Annotated in this window: 21 protein-coding genes; 10 read left to right on the top strand and 11 right to left on the bottom strand. The window is 34.7% G+C overall.

All coding sequences use genetic code 11. The annotated features are described in order from the left end of the window. Positions 1-31 precede the first annotated feature (31 nt). On the bottom strand, positions 32-967 hold the full coding sequence (locus AC0NBN_RS15305) for an ABC transporter ATP-binding protein (protein WP_160813633.1): 936 nt from the start codon (positions 965-967) through the stop codon (positions 32-34). 127 nt (positions 968-1094) lie between these two features. Here AC0NBN_RS15305 and AC0NBN_RS15300 point away from each other — a divergent pair, with 127 nt between their 5' ends. After that, entirely contained in the window at positions 1095-1754 is a 660-nt protein-coding gene (locus AC0NBN_RS15300) for a YceI family protein (RefSeq protein ID WP_143884133.1), read from the top strand. 397 nt (positions 1755-2151) lie between these two features. Beyond that, positions 2152-3162: a phenylalanine--tRNA ligase subunit alpha gene (gene pheS / locus AC0NBN_RS15295; RefSeq protein ID WP_160813635.1), complete on the top strand. Its 1011-nt coding sequence runs from the start codon at positions 2152-2154 to the stop codon at positions 3160-3162. 63 nt (positions 3163-3225) lie between these two features. Here pheS and AC0NBN_RS15290 read toward each other — a convergent pair whose 3' ends face one another. The 5 genes from AC0NBN_RS15290 to AC0NBN_RS15270 all read right to left on the bottom strand — a co-directional run bounded on the left by AC0NBN_RS15290 (position 3226) and on the right by AC0NBN_RS15270 (position 7732). Beyond that, positions 3226-3567, bottom strand: coding sequence for a YkvA family protein (locus AC0NBN_RS15290; protein ID WP_143884132.1), 342 nt, complete (start codon positions 3565-3567; stop codon positions 3226-3228). 82 nt (positions 3568-3649) lie between these two features. Beyond that, positions 3650-4189 (bottom strand): TlpA disulfide reductase family protein, encoded by a 540-nt coding sequence (locus tag AC0NBN_RS15285; protein ID WP_160813637.1) that lies wholly within the window; start codon positions 4187-4189, stop codon positions 3650-3652. Between the two features lie 191 nt (positions 4190-4380). Then, a complete protein-coding gene (locus AC0NBN_RS15280) occupies positions 4381-5379 on the bottom strand; it encodes an alpha/beta hydrolase (RefSeq protein ID WP_160813638.1) in 999 nt (332 codons plus the stop codon). A 70-nt stretch (positions 5380-5449) separates the two neighbouring features. Next, positions 5450-5920 (bottom strand): VanZ family protein, encoded by a 471-nt coding sequence (locus AC0NBN_RS15275; protein WP_160813640.1) that lies wholly within the window; start codon positions 5918-5920, stop codon positions 5450-5452. Between the two features lie 183 nt (positions 5921-6103). Further along, positions 6104-7732, bottom strand: a complete 1629-nt coding sequence (locus AC0NBN_RS15270; RefSeq protein ID WP_160813642.1) for a carboxyl transferase domain-containing protein — start codon at positions 7730-7732, stop codon at positions 6104-6106. Positions 7733-8099: 367 nt separating this feature from the next. On the opposite strand from AC0NBN_RS15270, the gene AC0NBN_RS15265 reads away from it, so the two are divergent. Genes AC0NBN_RS15265 through AC0NBN_RS15255 form a run of 3 tightly spaced genes read left to right on the top strand, consistent with a single transcriptional unit; the run spans position 8100 to position 10845 of the window. Continuing rightward, on the top strand, positions 8100-8978 hold the full coding sequence (locus AC0NBN_RS15265) for a DMT family transporter (protein ID WP_160813644.1): 879 nt from the start codon (positions 8100-8102) through the stop codon (positions 8976-8978). Between the two features lie 12 nt (positions 8979-8990). Beyond that, a complete protein-coding gene (locus AC0NBN_RS15260) occupies positions 8991-10073 on the top strand; it encodes a putative type IX sorting system protein PorV2 (protein ID WP_160813646.1) in 1083 nt (360 codons plus the stop codon). Positions 10074-10089: 16 nt separating this feature from the next. Beyond that, positions 10090-10845, top strand: coding sequence for a hypothetical protein (locus tag AC0NBN_RS15255; RefSeq protein WP_143884125.1), 756 nt, complete (start codon positions 10090-10092; stop codon positions 10843-10845). Positions 10846-10910: 65 nt separating this feature from the next. On the opposite strand, the gene AC0NBN_RS15250 is transcribed toward AC0NBN_RS15255, so the two are convergent. Next, positions 10911-11480, bottom strand: a complete 570-nt coding sequence (locus AC0NBN_RS15250) for a fasciclin domain-containing protein (protein WP_160813648.1) — start codon at positions 11478-11480, stop codon at positions 10911-10913. 427 nt (positions 11481-11907) lie between these two features. Here AC0NBN_RS15250 and AC0NBN_RS15245 point away from each other — a divergent pair, with 427 nt between their 5' ends. Next, on the top strand, positions 11908-12381 hold the full coding sequence (locus tag AC0NBN_RS15245; protein ID WP_089745199.1) for an RNA polymerase sigma factor: 474 nt from the start codon (positions 11908-11910) through the stop codon (positions 12379-12381). 5 nt (positions 12382-12386) lie between these two features. Next, positions 12387-13247 (top strand): anti-sigma factor domain-containing protein, encoded by an 861-nt coding sequence (locus AC0NBN_RS15240; protein ID WP_160813649.1) that lies wholly within the window; start codon positions 12387-12389, stop codon positions 13245-13247. Positions 13248-13308: 61 nt separating this feature from the next. Here the strand turns inward: AC0NBN_RS15240 and uvrC are convergent, their stop codons facing one another. Next, positions 13309-15102, bottom strand: a complete 1794-nt coding sequence (gene uvrC / locus AC0NBN_RS15235) for an excinuclease ABC subunit UvrC (protein ID WP_160813651.1) — start codon at positions 15100-15102, stop codon at positions 13309-13311. Between the two features lie 176 nt (positions 15103-15278). Here uvrC and hutH point away from each other — a divergent pair, with 176 nt between their 5' ends. Both hutH and AC0NBN_RS15225 read left to right on the top strand, forming a co-directional pair. Continuing rightward, positions 15279-16766: a histidine ammonia-lyase gene (gene hutH, locus AC0NBN_RS15230; protein WP_143884121.1), complete on the top strand. Its 1488-nt coding sequence runs from the start codon at positions 15279-15281 to the stop codon at positions 16764-16766. Positions 16767-16903: 137 nt separating this feature from the next. Then, on the top strand, positions 16904-18115 hold the full coding sequence (locus tag AC0NBN_RS15225) for a type IX secretion system plug protein (protein ID WP_160813653.1): 1212 nt from the start codon (positions 16904-16906) through the stop codon (positions 18113-18115). 69 nt (positions 18116-18184) lie between these two features. Here the strand turns inward: AC0NBN_RS15225 and hemH are convergent, their stop codons facing one another. Then, positions 18185-19207 carry a ferrochelatase gene (gene hemH / locus AC0NBN_RS15220; protein ID WP_160813655.1) on the bottom strand — a complete coding sequence of 341 codons (1023 nt, stop codon included), beginning with the start codon at positions 19205-19207 and terminating at the stop codon, positions 18185-18187. Positions 19208-19303: 96 nt separating this feature from the next. After that, positions 19304-20182, bottom strand: coding sequence for a NifU family protein (locus AC0NBN_RS15215; protein ID WP_160813657.1), 879 nt, complete (start codon positions 20180-20182; stop codon positions 19304-19306). Between the two features lie 162 nt (positions 20183-20344). Here AC0NBN_RS15215 and AC0NBN_RS15210 point away from each other — a divergent pair, with 162 nt between their 5' ends. Next, complete coding sequence (locus AC0NBN_RS15210) at positions 20345-20860, top strand: gamma carbonic anhydrase family protein (RefSeq protein WP_143884117.1); 516 nt, start codon at positions 20345-20347, stop codon at positions 20858-20860. Between the two features lie 52 nt (positions 20861-20912). Here AC0NBN_RS15210 and AC0NBN_RS15205 read toward each other — a convergent pair whose 3' ends face one another. Then, positions 20913-21353, bottom strand: a complete 441-nt coding sequence (locus AC0NBN_RS15205) for a hypothetical protein (protein ID WP_143884116.1) — start codon at positions 21351-21353, stop codon at positions 20913-20915. Positions 21354-21427 lie beyond the last annotated feature (74 nt).

The raw sequence follows: 21427 nt of genomic DNA, 5'->3' as shown, positions 1-21427 counted from the left end.
TCTCCTGTGCTGGCTGAATTTGAGGTGAAAGTTAGATGAAAATGATTTTTACTGTACCTTCAATCTGTTTATCAGTAAACATCAAAAGTTTTTTATTTTTGTATCTGATTTTATTCCAGTAATGGTTTCCTGCAAACCTGCTTTCGAGAACTTCGGCAATACTTCCATTTTCTGAGATTTTGATCTGGTGCGGATAATAAAAAAAACTGTCGACTTCCAGTTCTTCCATTTCATTGGGTGAAAACAGGTTTACTTCTCCAAAAAGTTTTGCAACATATTCATTTTTTGGATTTTGATAAGTTGCTGCTGCATTATCGTTTTGAATTAAGTCACCATTTTTAAGAATAACAATTTCGTCAGTCCATGCAATAATATCCTGAAGTTCATGCGTAGAAATAATAAGGCTGATATTATTTTCTTTCACATATCTGAAAAGTTTCTCCCTAAGCTCAATTTTTCTGGCAAAATCAAGATTGCTGAATGGTTCGTCAAGCAAGAGTAACTTGGGCAAAACAGAAAGTGCTCTTGCAATGGCAACTCTCTGCTGTTGTCCTCCGCTCAGATTTTTAGGTAAAACTTTGGCAAATTCAGTTAATCCTACAACATCAAGCAGTTCTTCAATTTTTTCTTTTTTCCGGGTCAGATTAATATTTGAAATAAATTTTCCCACATTGTCAGCTACAGTAGCATAAGGCATGAGATCGAAACTCTGTGCTACAGACTTCATTTCAGATTCTCCCGGGACAAGATTTCCTTTAGGACCTAATAATTTTCTTCCTTCAAAAACAATATCACCTTTTTCCCAATCATGTAATCCATAAATGAGACTCAATAAGGTGGATTTCCCACATCCGCTTTCTCCGGCTAATGCAATAATTTTACCTTTTTCAAACTGAAGGTTGAGGTTTTCAAAAAGTTTTTGATCTTTTGAATAGGAAAAATGAAGGTTCTTTATCTCAAGTAGCATATTGCAAAAATAAGGTTTTTAGGTTAAGCTGGCATATTTTTAGTAATTTAGCAACAGCAAACTTATATAGATTTAAATTGAGAATCAATCAGTTTTTATGAAATCTGACAATAATAAACTTTTAAATATGAAAAAAAATATCTTATCTTTTGCTGTTACTGCATTTTTTCTGTCAATTATCATTGTTTCATGTTCTAAAGAAAAACCTGTTACAAGTGATTCTAATGAAGTTTCCACCACTAAAGAGGGTGCCAGGTTTGTAGTAGATACTTTAAACAGTAATATAGAATGGAAGGGATATAAAGTTTTTAAAACAGAAAGTTCAAGCCACTTTGGAACCATAAAATTTGAAAGCGGAGTAGTTACCGTGAAAGATGGAAAACTGGAAAGCGGAAATTTTGTTGCCGATATGTCTTCATTAACCTCAGAAGATTTGAAAGACAAAAAAGATGATCTTGAAAAGCTGAACGGTCATCTCAAAAGCGCAGATTTTTTTGAAGTTGATAAATTTCCAACCTCTTCCTATGAAATTACTAAAGTGAGTCCGACTGCTGAAGGTGATTATAACACAGTTCTTGATGGAAATCTTACGATAAAGGGAATTACAAAGCCTGTGCAGTTTAAAGCAAATGTGGCTGTAAAAGGAAATGAAGTAAGTATTGCTACAGAGCCAAAAGATATCATGAGAGAAGAATTTGGAGTTAAATTTCAGTCACCGGTTGAAAATGGAGTGATTAAAAACGAAATAACGCTGCAAATGAAAGTTAAGGCGCTAGAAAGAAAATAATTGTAGATTCTGATGAGTAAAGCAATTCTAATATTAAGTATTATCTGCATGATTTTTTTAGTAAGTCTGCAGTTATTCTTTTACTTATCTTTTAATCACCAGATTATCCGTATTTTGGGAGAAATGTTTACAATACCTTCGGTATTATTGTTAATTTTTCTGTTTTTCTTTAGTTTGATCAATTCATTAAGAACGAAAAAAGAATATTATTTAATTTTTGCCATCAATTTTTTTACGGTTCTCACAATTACGGTCACTACAATAATAGATCCAAAGTAATGATATCAAATAACAAAAGTCTGTTTCTGAGTGGAGTAGATTTTTTTATAATATTAGAAAAGGTTTTTAAGCCGAAAAGCGTATTTTTGCAAATACATTTTTTTTGAAAGTAAAAGCGATGATTGATAAGATAGAAGATTTACTTGAAGAAGTAAAAAACTTCAGCACTACAGGTAAAGACGAAATAGAGAGCTTCCGGATCAAATTTAACGGTAAAAAAGGAATTCTGAATGATTTTTATGAAACATTGAAAGAAATTCCTAACGACCAGAAAAAAGAATTCGGACAGAAAATCAATACTCTTAAGCAGGCTGTTAATGCTAAGCTGGAAGATTTAAAAAATGCTTCCGAATCTTCTGTTGTTGTTGAAAAAGAAGATCTTACACGACCTGCTTTCCCTTTGGATTTAGGTTCCCGTCATCCTATCAATCTTGTTAAAAACAGGATTATAGAAATTTTTAGATCCATAGGTTTTGCAGTTGCAGACGGTCCTGAAATTGAAGATGACTGGCACAACTTTACAGCACTCAATCTTCCTGAGTATCACCCTGCAAGAGATATGCAGGATACCTTTTTTATCGAACAGAATCCTGATATTTTACTTAGAACGCATACCTCATCTGTTCAGATAAGATATATGGAAGAAAATCAGCCGCCAATCAGAATTTTATCTCCCGGTAGAGTTTTCAGAAATGAAGCGGTTTCTTCTCGTTCCCACTGTATCTTTCATCAGATTGAAGGATTGTATATTGATGAAAACGTAAGTTTTGCAGATCTTAAACAGACCATTCAGTTTTTTACGACAGAACTTTTTGGAAAGTCTAAAATCAGAATGAGACCATCATATTTTCCTTTCACAGAGCCAAGTGCAGAAATTGATGTGTATTGGGGTTTAAACTCTGAGACAGATTACAGAATTACAAAAGGAACGGGATGGCTCGAAATTATGGGCTGCGGAATGGTAGATCCTGCTGTTCTGAAAAATGTTAATATAGATGCTGAAAAATATTCCGGTTATGCTTTCGGAATGGGAATTGAAAGAATTGTAATGTTATTGTATCAAATGAGTGATATCAGAATGTTCTTTGAAAATGATATAAGAACTTTAGAGCAATTTAAAACTTTATAAAAACAATAGTATTAATATTTAATGCTTTTAAATAGTAAAAAACCATCTTTACGATGGTTTTTATTATTTTACAATATCTGTGTCAATGATTCTCGTTTTGCTGAATTTCTGTTCTGTTTCCCAAAGAAGAAATTTGTCTACTTCTTTTATAAGTTTGGGAATGGTAAATGATAAAACTGCGAGATCGTCTAAAACTCCTACAACAGGGATGATAAAATCAGGAACCAGATCTATGGGAGAAATTACATATAAAATTCCCATTAGCGGCAAAATCATATTGATAGATTTTACAGGATACAATCCTTTTCTCCAAAGATTAACCATTCTGAAAATATCTGGTATTTTTCGCACAAATCCCTTGTGGCTGATTGCTTCTTTTGCTAAACTGATTTTTGAATACTTCATTTTTTGTGTTTGTTTTTATAACTTCAACATCATATAATTTCCAAATTGCGTACCAATGCAATATAAAATTTCGTTAAAGTTATTATTTGATAATATTGTCGATAAACTGATGCACAGACTCTGTATTCCAATCGGTATAAGCATCTTCTTTTATTAAAATTCTTCCGTTCTGATCCAAAAGGAATGTAGTAGGAAAAGCTTTTGGAAGCACCTTTTCTGAGATTGGGCTTTGGGCAATATATACAGGAACACTATAATTATTTTCCTGAAGAAATTTTCTCACTTTGGCTTCGTCATCTTTCATTGCAATTAATACAAAATTGATGTTTTCTTTTCTTGAATCATACAGCTTCTGGATAGTCGGCCATTCTTTAATGCATGGAGGGCACCAAGTTCCCCAAAAATTCAGGAATAGAGGTTTATTTTTGAAGTTTTTAAGATTGGTACTTGGAACATTAATTCCCTGTAAATCTATATCGTAATCAACTTCACTTATGTGAACTGCACTCTCAATGGTAGCAACCGGGAAAAACTGATCTTTCAGAAAGCTTTTAACTCCCGGAATGAAGGCTATAGCAGCAATTATAATGATGAGAACTAAATATATAAGGTTTTTTTTCATAGTAACAGTAAAATATAAGTCATTCTAAATCAGGTTTCTTTTTGGAGAATTTACTTAATGCAGATTCGTTAGAAATCTGGTTTTCAACCGACAACAATATTAAACATTTTGAAAGAAAACTGCAAAAGAATTTATCTCAATAAATCGCTAATTTATAAAAATCTACAATCACAAAGCAAAGCTGTTAAATATTACTTTTTTTGTTGGTCAATGATAAAATTTACCATGAGATTGCTGATCTCTTCAAGTTCTGCTTTGTCTGTAGTACTGAAACCGTGATTTCCTTTTTTAATAATGATAAGCTTATTTTCAGTATCGGCTTTTTTGAGCATTTTATGAAGTCTTTTTGAATGTCTTACCGGAGCAATTTTATCTTTATTGCCATGAATAATAAGGGTCGGCACAGTAATTTTATTATAGGAAAGGGGAGAAATATTTTCACAGAATTCTGCAATCTCTTTTCTGTTTTCTTTAGCATTCATTCCTGTAATTCCCATAATGAGTTTACTACGGAGATCAATAATTTTTTGTGAAATTAACCCAACAGCAAAAAGCAACGGCTGTGGAGCACGGGTATGAAGAAGCCTATTCATATCAGTAGGTCCGAAATTATCAACAACATAATTTACCTTTGCTGAGTAGGGAGAAAGAATGGGATCACCCGGAAATTGTATGTCTTCTGTATAAGCGCTCAGCAAAGAAAGATGAGCTCCTGCAGAAACACCCCACATTCCTATATTGTCGGAGTCTAACTGATACTGGTCTGCATTTTTTCTGATCCATCGCACTGCGTCTTTAGTGTCTTCTATCGGAGCGGGGAAATGAATGTTTTCACTGACTAAACGATAATTGATGCTGATTATCGCAAAGTTTTTATCTAAAAGTTTAGAAATGGTATTTTCTACATAATTATCAGCGTAGATTGTTTTGCTTCCTTCTACCCAAGCTCCTCCATGAACAAACATTACGACAGGAAATTTTTTTATCCCGGTTTTTTGTGGTGTATACAAATCAAGTAATATTTCTCTTCCGCTTTCGTCGGTTTTATAAATTATATTTTCCTGTACATTTGCCTTTTCAAACAGAAGGGTAGTTTTTTGCCGTTGAGAAAATAGTAAAGCTGAGAAAATCAGAAATTGTAATACAAGTATTTTCTGTAAAAATGCTTGATGTAAAGAGGTTGATTTCATAATGATGATAAATGAAATGTAAGTGCAATATTTGTGCAAAGATCAGCTGCACGCACAACAAACTTCATCGTTATGATACTGATGATAGAGTCTTACCTTTTTCCAAAAGATCAAAGTGAAATTTTATATTGGCAATATTTTTCCAGGTTGCATATTTGAAAAGAGTAAAACCAAGCAGCATTCCGAAGGTGTTGAGAAAGACATCATCTACATCTGCCACTCCTCTTCCTGATAAAAACTGGGCAGATTCTATCAAACTTATTGAAATAAGAAAAAATATAGTGATCGGAAGAAACCGGTTGAATTTTTTAATGCATAATCCCAGCCATCCAAACGGACTGAATAAAAATATATTCCCTAAAATATTTACAATAAAATCCGGATTTTTGATTTCGTTATTGGTGAAGAAATTTTGAATTGTGAGAAATGGCTTGTGCTGAAAGTAGGCGATCTCGGAAGGCTCTCTTCCGGAAGCATAAAACATCATGTACAATAAAACAGCCGTATAAATGGTAATAAAAACTGCAAAGTATCTTTTCATAGGTTTCCTTTTAAGGATTAGTAATAAAAAAAGTTTGTAGTTATTAGTTCAGATGTTCTTAACACCAATTATCTCACCTTTATTTCATGCTTTAAAAAAGTTTATTATTTTTTACGAGTATTTAACATAATAAAAAGCCTTACTTCATAAAAAGTAAGGCTTGTAAGTATTTTGGTTAAAAATTTAAACCTGAATAACTCCCAGGTTAAATTTTTCTGTGATAGGAGAGTGGTCGGCGGCTTCAATTCCCATTGAGATCCATTTTCTGGTATCTACAGGATTGATGATGGCATCAGTCCACAATCTTGCCGCAGCATAGGTAGCCTCTGTCTGTTTTTTATATTTTTCTGAGATTGAATTTAAAATTTCTTTATGCTCTTCTTCAGTAATTTCTTTTCCTTGCTTTTTTAAAGTGGATTCCTGAATTTGTGCTAAAACTTTAGCAGCCTGTGCTCCGCCCATTACAGCAAGATCTGCCCATGGCCAGGCTACGATCAATCTTGGGTCATACGCTTTTCCGCACATTGCATAGTTTCCTGCTCCATAAGAATTCCCGGTAATAATAGTAAATTTTGGAACAACTGAATTTGAAACCGCGTTCACCATTTTAGCTCCGTCTTTAATAATTCCGCCATGCTCAGATTTTGAACCTACCATAAAACCGGTTACATCCTGTAAAAATACCAAAGGAATTTTTCGCTGATTGCAATTGGCAATAAATCTTGTTGCTTTATCTGCGGAGTCGGAATAGATCACTCCTCCAAACTGCATTTCTCCTTTTCCGCTTTTTACCAGTTTTCTTTGGTTGGCAACAATTCCTACAGACCATCCATCAATTCTTGCAGTTGCACAAATGATGCTTTTGCCGTAATCAGGCTTGTATTCTTCGTATTCTGAATTATCTGTAAGACATTTGATGATATCTAAAGTGTCATACTGATCTGCTCTGGAAACCGGCATGATCCCAAATATATTTTCCGCTTTCTCTTTTGGCGGGAAACTTTCAATTCTGTCAAATCCTGCTTTTTCATAGCTTCCGACAGATTTCATGATGTTTTTTATACGATCTAAAGCGTCCTTATCATCTTTAGCTTTATAATCTGTAACACCCGAAATAGCACAGTGTGTTGTGGCTCCGCCTAGAGTTTCATTATCAATAGACTCACCGATTGCAGCTTTTACCAGATAACTTCCGGCAAGAAAGATTGAGCCTGTTTTGTCTACAATCATCGCCTCATCACTCATGATTGGAAGATAAGCACCTCCTGCAACACAGCTTCCCATTACTGCTGAAATCTGAATAATGCCTGCAGCACTCATTTTTGCATTATTTCTGAAAATTCTGCCAAACATTTCTTTATCCGGGAAAATTTCGTCCTGCATTGGCAGATAAACTCCGGCTGAATCTACAAGGTAAATAATTGGAAGCCTATTTTCCATCGCAATTTCCTGTGCTCTGAGGTTTTTCTTGCCTGTAATCGGGAACCATGCCCCGGCTTTTACCGATGCATCATTGGCTACAACAATGCATTGTCTTCCGGAAATATATCCCATGACAACAACAACGCCGCCGCTTGGACACCCGCCGTGTTCTTCATACATATCGTATCCGGCAAAAGCTCCGATCTCAATAGAATCTGAATCTTTATCAAGAAGATAATCAATTCTTTCTCTTGCCGTCATTTTCCCTTCTTCACGAAGTTTTTGAAGTCTCTTTTCACCGCCTCCTTTTTTTATTACATTTAAAAGACGGTTGATTTCTGACAATTTTAATTTATTCTGATCCTCTCTTTTATTAAATTCAATATCCATGAAATCTTTATTTTAAACTGCCTAAAGATACTATTTTTGGTAAAAATATGGCAAAATGATTGTGATCATATTTAAGTTTTTGGTTTTCAGAATTTTATGAAAAGTTTAACAAACTTATGTTTTGTTATGTTCATAATATTTTCTAATTTTACAACAGAGTAACAAAGGTTATACTTTGGTTATACTCTAAGTTCCTAGTTTATTTTTTTAATAGTTTATTATTTGAAGGCCCTGAAAGTTTCATAGACTTTCAGGGTTTTTGTTTTGAAGATGATTTTTGTTTAAATATATTATTGCTTCTTTAGATTATTGTTAAAAATATAAAAAGGTATTAGTAAATTTGCAGTTTGGTATTTTAAGATGATTCATGCAGAAATTAGCACTTTTCAGATTACATTTTATTGTTTTTCTATGGGGATTCACCGCAATATTGGGTAAAATGATTACCGCTGATGCGCAGATTCTTGTTTTTTACCGGATGCTTTTTGCTTCTGTATTTCTCTATGTATTCATTAGAATTTATAAAAAAGAAAGTATAAAAGTCTCAAAGAAACTCTTTTTTCAGCTGGCTGGCGTAGGTTTTTTCATGGCGCTTCACTGGTACTGTTTTTTTTATTCAATAAAAGTTTCCAATGTTTCCATAGCGTTAAGCTGTCTTTCTCTTTCTACGCTGTTTGCCTCTATTATGGAGCCTTTGGTTTATAAAAGAAAAATAGATGTTTCTGAAGTAATTATGGGGATTGTGATTGTTACCTGTATTTTGCTTATTTTTAAAACTGAATTTCAATATAAAGAAGGGATTTTCTTCGGAATTCTCTGTGCTGTTTTCGGAACTGTTTTTTCTGTTTTCAACGGAAAACTTTTTGGCAAGACAAGCTCAGGGAATATTATTTTTTATGAAATTTTTTCCGGATGGTTTATTTTAATGCTTTTTTATCTCATCACCGGACAAATTGTTCATATCAACGAAATAAACTATAAAGATTTAGCGTTAATAGGCTTATTGGCAAGTGTGTTTACGGCTTATCCGATGTTTGAATCTGTAAAGCTGATGAAATATATTTCGCCGTTTACATTAATTTTAACAGTAAATTTGGAACCAGTCTACGGAATTATATTAGCTTTTTTTATCTTTGGAGAATCAGAAAACATGAGTTCCGTATTTTATATCGCCTCATTGGTTATGATTCTGGCAATTGTAGTAAATGCCATAATTAAAAACAGAAAACAGAAAAAACTTAATTAAGCATCAATTTATATGATGAAAAAATATTTTTTATTATTGACTTTAATGATTGCAGTGACATTTCAGTCGCAGATCATCAGAAAATATTCCAACGAATTTCTCAATATCGGAGCCGGAGCAAGAGGAATTGGTATGGGAGGAGCTGTGATCACCAATCAGGATGATGTATACTCTCCAATGTGGAATCCCGCAGGATTAATGGGCATTCAGAAAGACTGGCAGGGAGCAGCAATGCACGCAGAATATTTCGAGTCTATTGCAAAATACGATTACCTTGCCTACGCCAAAGTTCTGGAAACCGGTGTTTTCGGTGTTTCGATTGTAAGACTTGGGGTAGATAATATTCTTAATACAACACAGCTGATTGATACAGAAGGAAACATAGATTACGATAAAATTACAAGATTTTCTCAATCTGATTATGCAGGTATTGTTTCCTATGCTTTTAATCCGGGCGGTAATCCTAATCTGGATGTTGGGATCAATGCTAAAATTGTTTACCGAAATGTAGGTAAATTTGCAAACGGTTATGGATTCGGATTTGATATCGGGGCTATTTATAAATTGGATAACGGCTGGAAGTTCGGAGGGATACTTCGTGATGCAACTACGACAGTGAACTTCTGGAATATCAATCAGAATGAATTATCAACGGTTGTCAATGGCGAAGAGTTTAACCCTGCTCCAACTGATAAAATGGAACTTACGATGCCAAAACTTAATGCAGGAGCAAGCAAATTGTTTGAAATCAACAGCAGTTTGTATGTGTTACCGGAGGCAGGAATTAACGTAGATTTTGCTAAAACAGCAGCGCTTCTTTCTACAGATTTTGCAAGTATTACCCCTTATGCCGGTGCCGAATTAGGGTATCAGAAAATGATTTTTGTTCGATTGGGAGTCAATAGATTCCAGTCCATTACCGATATTGAGGATCTTAAAAGAAAAGTTTCGTTTCAGCCGAGCGCAGGTATAGGAATAAGATACAGAGGTCTTACGTTGGATTACGCCATCAGCAATTCAGGAATCGGTGGTTCTAATTTTTATTCTAATTTCTTCTCTTTAAAACTTGATATGGGAGAGTTTAGAAATGATTAACTATTTTAATTTCAGCATGAAAAAATTATCTTTGGCAATACTTACTGCAGGTTTTACAATGACATTTGCACAGAAAGTGTCAGATTACAAATACATTGTAGTTCCGAATTCATTTGAAAGTTTCAAAAAACAAAATTACGGTCTCAGTAATGCGTTAGCAAAAAGCCTTAAAGCTAAACAGTATATTGTTATTTCTGACAACAGAGGAGAATGGTCTTCGGAAGCCAACTCAAATCCCTGTCATATTCTCAATGCGGATATTAAAAATGACAGCAGCTTTTTGAGAAACAAAATATTGGTTGAATTTAAAGATTGTAATAATAATGTGATTGCTTCACAGAAGGGAAGTTCTTCAATCAAAGAATTTGAAGAAGGTTTTCAGGATGCTTTAAAGCAGGCTTTAATGTCAGTTCCTGCTGCAAATCCTAAAGAAATTAAAACTGAAAATCTTACTCAGGAATTACAGACAGAATCGGTAAACGAAGCTGCTGTTCAAAAAATGGTGACTACAGCAGAAAAAACAGTTAAGTACAGCAATGGAAAAATAGTTCTTCAAAAAATACAGCTTGAAGATAATCAGTTTATTCTGGTTGAAAATAACAGCAGTGTTCCATTTGCTACTTTTAAAGCTACGACAAAAAAAGACAGCTTTAAGGCGAAATTACGGTCAGGGGAAAATACATTCGGTTATCTGGAAAATGGAAATGTTATCATTGAAATTCCAAAAGGGAATGATGAATATTCTAAAGAAGTATTTTCATTGGTTAAATAATAAAAACCCTGCCTAAATATCAATTTAGACAGGGCTTCCTTAAAATAAACCATAAAAAACTAAAACTACGGTAATAGAACAGTATCTATTACATGAATAACGCCATTAGATTGATTTACATCTGCAATAGTAACTTTGGCTTTGTTGCCTTTAGCATCTGTTACATACAGATCTTTTCCTTTTGTCCAGAATGTTAGCTGTTCACCTTGTACAGTATCCATCATTGCTTTCCCGTTACCGGCTTTCACAGCATCCCAAACCTGTTTAGAATTGTATTTTCCCGGTAAAACGTGATAGGTGAGAATTTTTGTAAGCATTTCCTTGTTTTCAGGTTTTACAAGATTTTCAACAGTTCCTGCAGGTAATTTAGCGAATGCTGCATCGGTAGGTGTAAACACTGTAAAAGGTCCGTCGCTCTGAAGTGTTTCTACAAGACCTGCTGCTTTTACTGCTGCTACCAATGTTTTGTGGTCTTTAGAATTCACTGCATTTTCTACAATGTTTTTAGAAGGATACATCGCTGCTCCGCCTACCATTACTGTTTTTTCTTTCATTTTCTGTGCAGCTGCATTTCCGCTGAATGCAAATGATAACGCTACCATTCCGAATACTGCGATTTTTGATCTTGTGTTCATTTCTTGATTTTTTAAAATTATTATTTGAGTATTGTTTGTTTCTAAACTCATTTACGAGGAGTATTTTTTTTTAGATTTAAAAAAAAATATTTTAACAGTTATTAACTTTTCAAGAAAGAAATGTAGTCAAATGCCAACCGAATCAAATATGATATGCTTAATCTGGCTGGGCAATTAAATTAATAAGGAATAATTAGTTTTAATTAAATACCTTATGATGTTTGTATAAAAATTAAAGTTATTGTGTAATTACTTTCTACAGCTTTATAGAACAAACACATTAATATTATATTTTTTTAATTTTTTTGAAATTGTATGTTTTATTTTACTAAATTTGGGATGAAAATTATTTACAATCAAAACAAAATATTCAGAAGAAGAGCTTGTAGTTTTACTGAGAGAGCGAAACGAGACTGGTTTTCATCATTTGTATGATAACTATTCTGGTGCTTTATACGGTGTTATTCTGCGAATTGTTCAGTCTAAAGAATATACCGAGGAGATTATTCAGGATGTTTTTGTTAAGATATGGAATTCAATTCAGCAGTATGACTCCTCAAAAGGAAGATTTTATACATGGATGATCAACATTGCCAGAAATACGGCGATAGATTATCTTAAATCAAAAAGTTTCCAAAATCAGCTAAAAAACCAACCTTTACCAGATTTCGTATATGAAAATGCGGAGCTTTCAACATCTAATAACTCAGATTTTATTGGGTTTAATAAAGTGCTCGAAAGTTTGGAATCTGATAAGCAGGAATTGATAAATCTTGCTTATTACCAAGGATACACGCAGAGTGAAATATCAGAAAAACTGAATATGCCTTTAGGTACTGTAAAGACGAAAATGCGAAATGCATTGGTGAAATTAAGAGATTTGTTAAAAGATTATCAATAAATAAATTGGATATCAAGGAATACATATCATCCGGAATTCTAGAATCTTATATTCTAGGTCTTGCTTCTCAGGAGGAAGCGAGTATTCTGGAGTGTGTGATGAAGAATAATGCTGAAGTGAAAGCCGCCTTTGAAGAGGCGCAGATAACTTTTGAGATGCTTGCAACTTCGCAGGCAGTTGCACCACCCCATGATTTGAAAGCAAAGATATGGGATAAAATTCAACAGGAAAGCGTTGTTGTAAATAACGAAAATATTGTTGTAAAAGAAGAAAATAATATTTCTGGACTATCTGAACAGAAAGATCAAGATCAATCTAAAAGGATGAATCATTCTTTGCAGATAGAGCGTTTTGATCAGCCAAGAAGTAATTTTAAAAACTTTGCTATTGCAGCTTCGGTTTTATTTTTAATCAGTGTAGGAATCAATCTTTACTGGTTAAACAGCCAGACTGAAACCAAAAAAGAGTTGGCGGATCTGAAATCTGCAGGTCAATCTCAAAAGCTGGCGATGCAGGATATGGAACAGAAACTTAAAATAACTTCCAATCCTGATATGCTTAAAATTGCTTTAGCAGGTGTTGATAAACACCCCGATTCTAAAGCTGTAGTTTTTTGGGATAAAAATACCAAAGATGTTTATTTGTCAGCAAATACTTTGCCAAAAGTACCACAGGGAATGCAATACCAGTTGTGGGCAATTTCTGACGGTAAACCTGTAAGTGCAGGGATGTACAGCGAGGATAAAGATTCAAAAATCTCTCTTTCAAATATTCCGAATGCACAAGCCTTTGCAATTACGTTAGAAAAAGAAGGAGGAAGTGATGTGCCCACAATGGAAAATATGTTTGTAATGGGCGGAGTTTAGGTTATCAGCAATTATTTTATAAAATAAAAGAAATCTTTCACCATTACGATGAAAGATTTTTTTATTCTGCATTAAAAAAGTCCCAGACAATCTTAGCTTTGTATTTTCCTAAGATTTCTTCCAGAGTTTCAAGATTGGCTTCTTTTATTCTTTTTACTGATTTCAGTTTTGATAAAAGCAGTTCGATGGTTTTGCTTCCTACGCCCGGGATTTCTTCCAATTCAGATTTTATGGTAGAGTTTTTTCTTCTGGTACGGTGGTGTTTTACTCCGAAGCGGTGCGCTTCGTCTCTCACACGCTGTAAAATTTTCAGAGTTTCAGATTTTTTATCTAAGTATAAAGGGATGGAATCTTCTGGGAAAAAAATTTCTTCCAGTCTTTTAGCAATTCCTATAATGGTAATTTTCCCGTATAGACCAAGGATTTTTAAGCTCTTTACTGCGGAAGAAAGCTGACCTTTCCCACCGTCAATCAAGATTAATTGTGGCAAGCTTTCCCCTTCATCAAGCATTCTTTTATATCTTCGGTATATAACTTCTTCCATGGTGGCAAAATCGTTCGGACCTTCTACCGTTTTCGGATGAAAAATTCTATAATCTGCTTTGCTTGGTTTTCCGTCTTTAAAAACCACACAAGCCGAAACCGGATTGGTTCCCTGAATATTTGAGTTGTCAAATCCTTCAATATGTCTTGGTTCTACAGGCATTCTCAACAGCTTTTGCATTTCTGCCATAATCCTGTTTGAATGTCTTTCGGGATCTACAATCTGTACCTGTTTCAGTTTTTCAATGCGGTATTCTTTTGCATTTTTTTCAGAAAGCTCTACAATTCTTTTTTTATCACCAACTTTAGGTACAATTAACTTTACATTTGGGATCTCGACACTCAGGTGAAATGGAAGCAGGACTTCTTTGGAATCTGAATCAAATTTCTGACGGATTTCAATCAGGGCTTCCTCCATGATTTCCTCATCTGTTTCTTCCAGCATTTTTTTAATTTCGGTGGTAAAGCTCTGTATAATATTTCCGTTTCTGATTTTAAAATAATTTACATACGCAGCTGTTTCATCGCTTGTCATTCCAAAAACATCTACGTCATCAATATTGGGATTTACAACCGTATGTTTAGACTGATAATCTTCCAGAATATTCAGTCTTTCTTTAATCATCTGAGCATTTTCAAATTGAAGATTAGCTGCATATTTTGTCATTTGATTGATCAGATATTCTTTTGCTCTGCGGAAATCTCCTTTAATGATTCCGCGGATAGCGTCTATTTTTTCGTCATAATCTTCTTTGCTTTCTAACTCTTCACAAGGTCCTTCGCAGTTTTTGATATGAAATTCCAGACAGACTTTATATTTTCCTTCATCAATTTTAGCAGGTGTCAAATTCAGATTGCATGTGCGAAGTTTATAAATATGCTTGATCGTATCCAGTAAAATCTTGGCAGGACGTACTTTTGCGTAAGGTCCGTAATATTCAGATCCATCTTTTATTTTGTTTCGGGTAAGAAAAACTCTTGGGAACTCTTCATTTTTAATGCAGATCCACGGATAAGTTTTGTCATCTTTCAGCATTACATTATAAAACGGCTGATGTTCTTTGATAAGATTGTTTTCCAGTAAAAGCGCATCGTATTCACTGTTGACAATAGTGGTTTCCAGACGGTTGATTTTCCCAACCATAATTCTTGTGCGGTAGCCCGAAAGTGTTTTGTTGAAGTATGAAAGTACTCTTTTCTTTAGATTTTTTGCCTTTCCTACATACAGAAGATTGTCATTTTTATCATAATACCGATAAACACCGGGTTCGGAGGGTAAGGTTTTAAGCTGTAATTCTAAAGACGGATTCATATAGCAAATTTAAGCATTATGAAGCAGAAAAAAAGTGAAAGAAAGTCCTTCAGCCTTATAATATGTGTTAAATTTAAATTTATGGTTACGCATTTAAGGATATTAATATCTCAACCTCAACAGATGGCTTTTCCGGTATGCTTTAAAATGTGTATTTTTAGGCAAATTTTTAAGTAATGACATACGGTATTGATACTTTCAGTTTTCATGATGTTTTGGAAATATGTAAAGACCCTAATAAAGCCCAGCTAAATGAAGCTGCAAAAGAGCAGATTTTAAATTCTCAGAAAAATGTTCAGAAAATTGTAGATTCAGATCGCTGTGTTTATGGTATTAATACAGGTTTCGGACCGCTTTGCGATACTAAAATTTCTGCCGATGAAACTGCACAGCTGCAATATAATCTGATTATTTCTCACGCAGTTGGTGTGGGAAAGCCTATTGATAAAGAACTTTCCAAAATCATGATGATCGCAAAAGTTCATGCGTTGTCTAAAGGATTTTCCGGAGTTTCTCTTCAGGTTATCGAAAGAATGATTTTGATGCTGGAAAAAGATATTATCCCAGTTGTTCCAGAGCAGGGTTCTGTTGGAGCATCAGGAGATTTAGCACCGCTTTCACATCTGGTTTTGCCGCTTTTAGGACTTGGACAAGTATGGGTAGATAACGAAATATTTGAAACAGCAGAAATTCTTGAAAAAAATAATCTGAAGCCTTTAGTTTTAGGTCCAAAAGAAGGATTGGGACTCATCAACGGAACTCAGTTTATTTTGGCTCATGCTATAAAAGGTTTAGAAAAGTTTGAATATCTTCTGGATCTTGCGGATCTTGCCGCTGCAATGAGTCTGGAAGCTTACAGAGGTTCAGCAAGCCCGTTTAAAAAAGAGCTTCACGAAATAAGACCATTTGAAGGAAGTAAAAAAGTAGCCGCAAGAATGCTTAATTTCTTAAAAGATTCAGACAATCTTAAAGCGCATGAAGGATGTGAAAGAGTTCAGGATCCTTATTCAATGAGATGTGTTCCGCAAGTGCACGGCGCAAGCAGAAATGCTTTTGAACATCTAAAAATGATGGCGGAAACAGAACTGAATTCCGTAACGGATAATCCGATTATATTAAGTGCTGAAGAATCTATTTCGGGCGGAAATTTTCACGGTCAATTAATGGCTTTACCTTTAGACTACGCAACTTTAGCGGCAGCAGAACTGGGAAATATTTCAGACCGCAGAAGTTATTTGCTGCTGGAAGGCAAATATGGTTTACCACGATTATTAACGGAAAGCTCTGGGTTGAATTCAGGATTTATGATTCCTCAATATACTTCGGCAGCTTTGGTCACAGAAAATAAAACACTTTGCTTCCCAGCTTCAGCAGATTCTATTCCGACGAGTTTGGGTCAGGAAGATCATGTGTCAATGGGAAGTATTTCGGGTAGGAAGTTTAATCAGGTTCTTGGCAATTTAGTCAATATTCTTGCCGTTGAATTGATGTTTGCAGCGCAGGGTCTTGAATTCAGAAGACCGGCAAAATGTTCCGATATTATTGAAGAAAATTACGCTATTCTTCGTTCTCAAGTAGCAAAGCTGGAAGATGACCGATTGATTGGAAAAGATATGTTGGCGATTGCGGAGCTAATTAACGATAGAAAGTTTATCGTCAATTAATTACCTTGAATTACTAGATATAAAAATCAAGCCCGGCAATAGTCCGGGTTTTGTTTTAAAGTAAAAGATAAAGTTTTTTTCAAAAATGGAAAACGGAAATCTTTCTTTAGTTCAAAATAATCATTATATTCGTCATAATGAAAACATTACAATTATTTTTACTGTCTTTAAGTGGATTTTTGTTCGGGCAGAATATTCAGAGTATACAGCTGTTTAATCCTCAGACAAATGACGAAACTCCCGTGATTTCAATGGGACAGCAATTGATTTTGAGATTTGATGACCTTACTAATTCCAGTGAAGTATACCGTTATACTATAAAACATTATGATAGAAACTGGCAGGATGATAATTTGTTTTTCAGTGAAATTGCCAATGGTCAAATGAATGCAATGCTGGATGAGTTTCAGTATTCCTTCAACACATTACAGCCTTACACGCATTACGTACTGAGGTTTCCCAATGAAAAAATTCAGCCTAAAATTTCAGGAAACTTTGAACTGATCGTTTATAAAAGATCTGCAGATCAGCCGATCATCAAAAGGAGATTTTCTATAGTTGAGGATCAGGTAAATCTGGCGTTAAATATTTCCCGTTTTGCAGATGCAAAAAATCCGGGTCTTAACCAGAGAGTAGAAGTGCAGGCAGTAGCAAAAGCAGGAGATCTCACTTCTAATGTTAATTCAATGACGCTCACTTTGATGCAGAACAATAATCCTCATATGGTAATTTCTGGTCAGAAGCCGAGTGCTACGATGGGAAATAAACTTCTTTTTCAGCAGCTTAATCTTATATTTCCTGGAAATAATGAATTTTATTATTTTGATAATAAAAATATGCGAATGGCAGTAGATATGGTAAGAGCCACGGAACTTTTAGACGGTGTTAATCAAACCTATCTACATCCGGTTTGGGCATATCCGCTGAATTATCAGTATCAGCCTGATGTAAATGGAGCATGGTATTACCGAAGAAACGATCTTGGATTGGAAAGAAATGCTGAACGTGAAGCAGATTATTCCTGGGTGCATTTTTCATTAGATTCCGAACCGATGAATAAAGAGCTGTATATTCTAGGAGGATTCAATGATTTTCAGCCTAGAAAAGAATTTCAGATGCAGTATGATGAGGCATCTCAAAAATATATAGCTAAAATTTATCTGAAACAGGGTTTTTATAATTATATTCTGGCAACAAAAGAAGCAAATGGAAGTTTGAATTTTGGCGAAATCAACGGTAATTTCTGGCAGACCGAAAACCTTTATCAGGCATTTTTGTATTACAGACCTTTCGGAAGGAATTATGATGGCTTAATTGGCTACGGAGAATTCAGGACGCCGGTAAGGTAAAGTCCTTCATAAAATAATTAAAAAGACACTTAGAAACCTAAGTGTCTTTTAGTTTGATGTAAATTTTGTTTAAACGAAATAAAACTCGTTGAGTTTTTCTTCACACAAAGTTTTAATCACTTCAATCCACCGGTCTTCATCATTCAGGCAGGGGATATAATGGAAGTTTTCTCCTCCTGCATGGGTAAACTGTTCTTTTCCTTCTACAGAGATTTCTTCTAGAGTTTCCAGGCAATCAGATACAAAAGCAGGACAAACTACTGCCAGATTTTTTATTCCTTTTTTAGGAATCGTCTCAAATGTTTCATCGGTGTAAGGCTCAATCCATTTATCTTTACCTAATCTCGACTGAAAAGAAACAATAGTTTTTTCTTTTGGAAGATTCAGTTTTTCTATTACCAGGTTGGTTGTTTTAAAGCATTGATGTCTGTAGCAAAACTGATGACTCGGATTGCTTTCTCTTGAGCAGCAGTCGTTAAGATTACATGTTTTGGTAGGATCTGTTTTATAGATATGTCTTTCAGGAACTCCGTGATAAGAAAATTGCAACGCATCAAAGTTCTCCGGCAGTTTTTCCTTAATACTTTCAGCCAAACAATTGATGTAAATTTCTCTGTTGTAAAACGGCTGAATGTAATTGATTTTTATATTCGGGAATTTTGCTTTTCTCACTTCCTCAGCTTTTTCAATTACTGTTTCCGTGGTACTCATTGCATATTGAGGATACAGCGGAAAAAGAACAATTTCCGAGACGCCGCGATCTATGAGTTTTTGAATTCCTGTTTCAATGCTGGGTTGTGCATAGCGCATCCCGATCTCTACAGGAATATCAACCAGTTTCTGTAGTTTTTTCTGGATTTTCTCTGTAATTACAATGAGAGGAGAGCCCTGCTCTGTCCAGACTGTTTTATAAGCTTCGGCAGATTTTGCAGGTCTTGTATTGAGAATAATTCCGCGAACGAGTAAAGCACGGAAAAACCAGCGGTAATCAATCACTTTTTCATCCATTAAAAACTCATCCAGATATTCTTTAACATCTGGGACAGCGGTAGATCTTGGTGAGCCGAGATTGACTAATAATATTCCTTTCATATAATGTATAAGCAATGAGTGGTATTTAATAAGTAAAAGTAATTTTGCTTCTAACTTCTAACTTCTAACTTCTAACTTCTAACTTCTAACGTCATTTTATCCGTTTACAGCTTCTACTTTTTCAACAAGATCCGGAACGAATTGCTTTAAAATGTTTTCAATTCCGCCTTTTAAAGTTGCCGTTGAGCTCGGACAGCCGGAGCATGCACCCTGTAAAAGCATTTTAGCGGTTTTGGTACTTTCATCGTATTCCATTAAAGAAATTTTACCGCCATCATTCTCTACCGCCGGAGCTACATATTCATTTAGAATATCTGAAATTTTTTGCTCGTCATCCGTATAATCTCTGTTGATGATCTTTTCAACAGGATTTTCATGTTTTTGAGCTTCAATATTTGAAATTTCTCCTCCATTCTGTAGATAATCTGCGATAAGTGCACGAACGGTAACCATTACCTGATGCCATTCTACACTGTTATCTTTGGTAACTGCAACAAAATTATCTGAAATGAAAACTTCATTCGCAAAATCAAATTCCTTAAAAATAGCCTGAGCCAGAGGAACTCCATTGGCTTCATCTCGGGATTTTATCTCAACAAATCCGTCCAGAAGAAGTTTGTTTGATACGAACTTCATTACATTAGGATTCGGTGTCATTTCAGCATAAATCTGATACATTTCTTTTTTCTTCTGCAGGTAGATTCTTGGGTTTGCCAATAGTTCATCTTCAATGACGTTTTTCAGACTTTCTACTACATGTTCCCATTCTACGGTATCCTGTTTTGCAACGGCTACGAAATTAGCAGTAATGAAGATTCTTTCTACAAAAGGATAGTTAAAAAGTTCCTGTGCAATAGGAATTTCGGATATATCTGAATCTCTGTCCAACTCCAATGATCCGGGAATCAAGTTGTAGTCGGCTACAAATTTAATCACTTTTGGGTTTTCTGTTGGTTCTATAAGGATTGTACGCATTTTTTCGTTAAATTTGAGAATACAAAAATACGGATTAGAAGTTAGAACGGGGAGGATTGAATTTAGATTTTTGCTATCGGTGTAATTTGAGTGGCAGAGCTTTTAAAATTCAATAATTTATGTTTTCGGAATAACTTAATTTTTCTAATGTTAAATTGAAATATGGCTTTAATAAAAGAACTTTTAGGAAAAACACCACAAATTGGTGACAATACTTTTTTAGCAGAAACAGCAACTGTAATAGGTGATGTCACAATGGGAGAGAACTGCAGTATTTGGTATAATGCGGTAATAAGAGGTGATGTGCATTATATAAAAATGGGAAGTAAAGTGAATGTGCAGGATAATGCAATGCTTCATTGCACGTACGAAAAATATCCTTTGGAAATCGGGAATAACGTTTCTATTGGTCATAATGCTATTGTTCATGGCTGTACCATCAAAGATAACGTGCTGATTGGGATGGGTTCTATTGTGATGGATAATTGTCTGGTAGAAGAAAATTCTATTGTTGGAGCCGGTTCTGTGGTAACTCAGGGAACGCACATCAAATCAGGTGAAGTTTGGGGCGGAGTTCCGGCGAAAAAAATTAAAGATATTTCTGCCGCTTTACTGGAAGGTGAAGTTAACAGAATTGCAGATAATTATGTGAAATATTCTTCATGGTACGAAGGATAAAAATCTATTTAGAATAACTTAAAGCTCTGATTGGTCAGAGCTTTTTTTAAGTTTAATAAATAAATACTGCGTTACCGTTTTCACATCGTACTCCCGTTGGCTCTGCTGCCAACATACAATCGGAAACGATATTATATTTATTGTTAAAGTCAGACATTTTTTGCGTGTAATCGCTGATTTTTGGGGCTATTACATCTTGAATTTTTTTAGGATAAGCAATATAGCGTACAGGACCTCCGCAAGCTTTTGATCCCATTGGGGCAAAAGTCCATTCTGAAGATTTGCTGCATTTTTCTTTAGCGATTGCTGATTCTATTTCTGTCCGCATTTCGTCCAATAAGGCTTGATCGTACTTTTCACTGTTTTCATCAGCTGGTCTTTCGGAGATGTCTTTAGGAAGTGTGGAGTCGTCCTGTGAATTTGCCGATTTACAGGAGTTTGCCATTGTTACGAAGGCTAAAATGATTAAAAAAATGCTGAAGAAATTTCTCATAATGCAGTTGTTTATCGGTTTATTAATAACGTCATTGTTGATGCTGATTTAGTACCATGCAAATTTCATTATTA

The organism is Chryseobacterium sp. L12 (genome assembly GCF_056133985.1).
The sequence above is the reverse complement of the archived record's forward strand: the minus strand, read 5'-3'. Positions and strand labels throughout refer to the sequence as shown.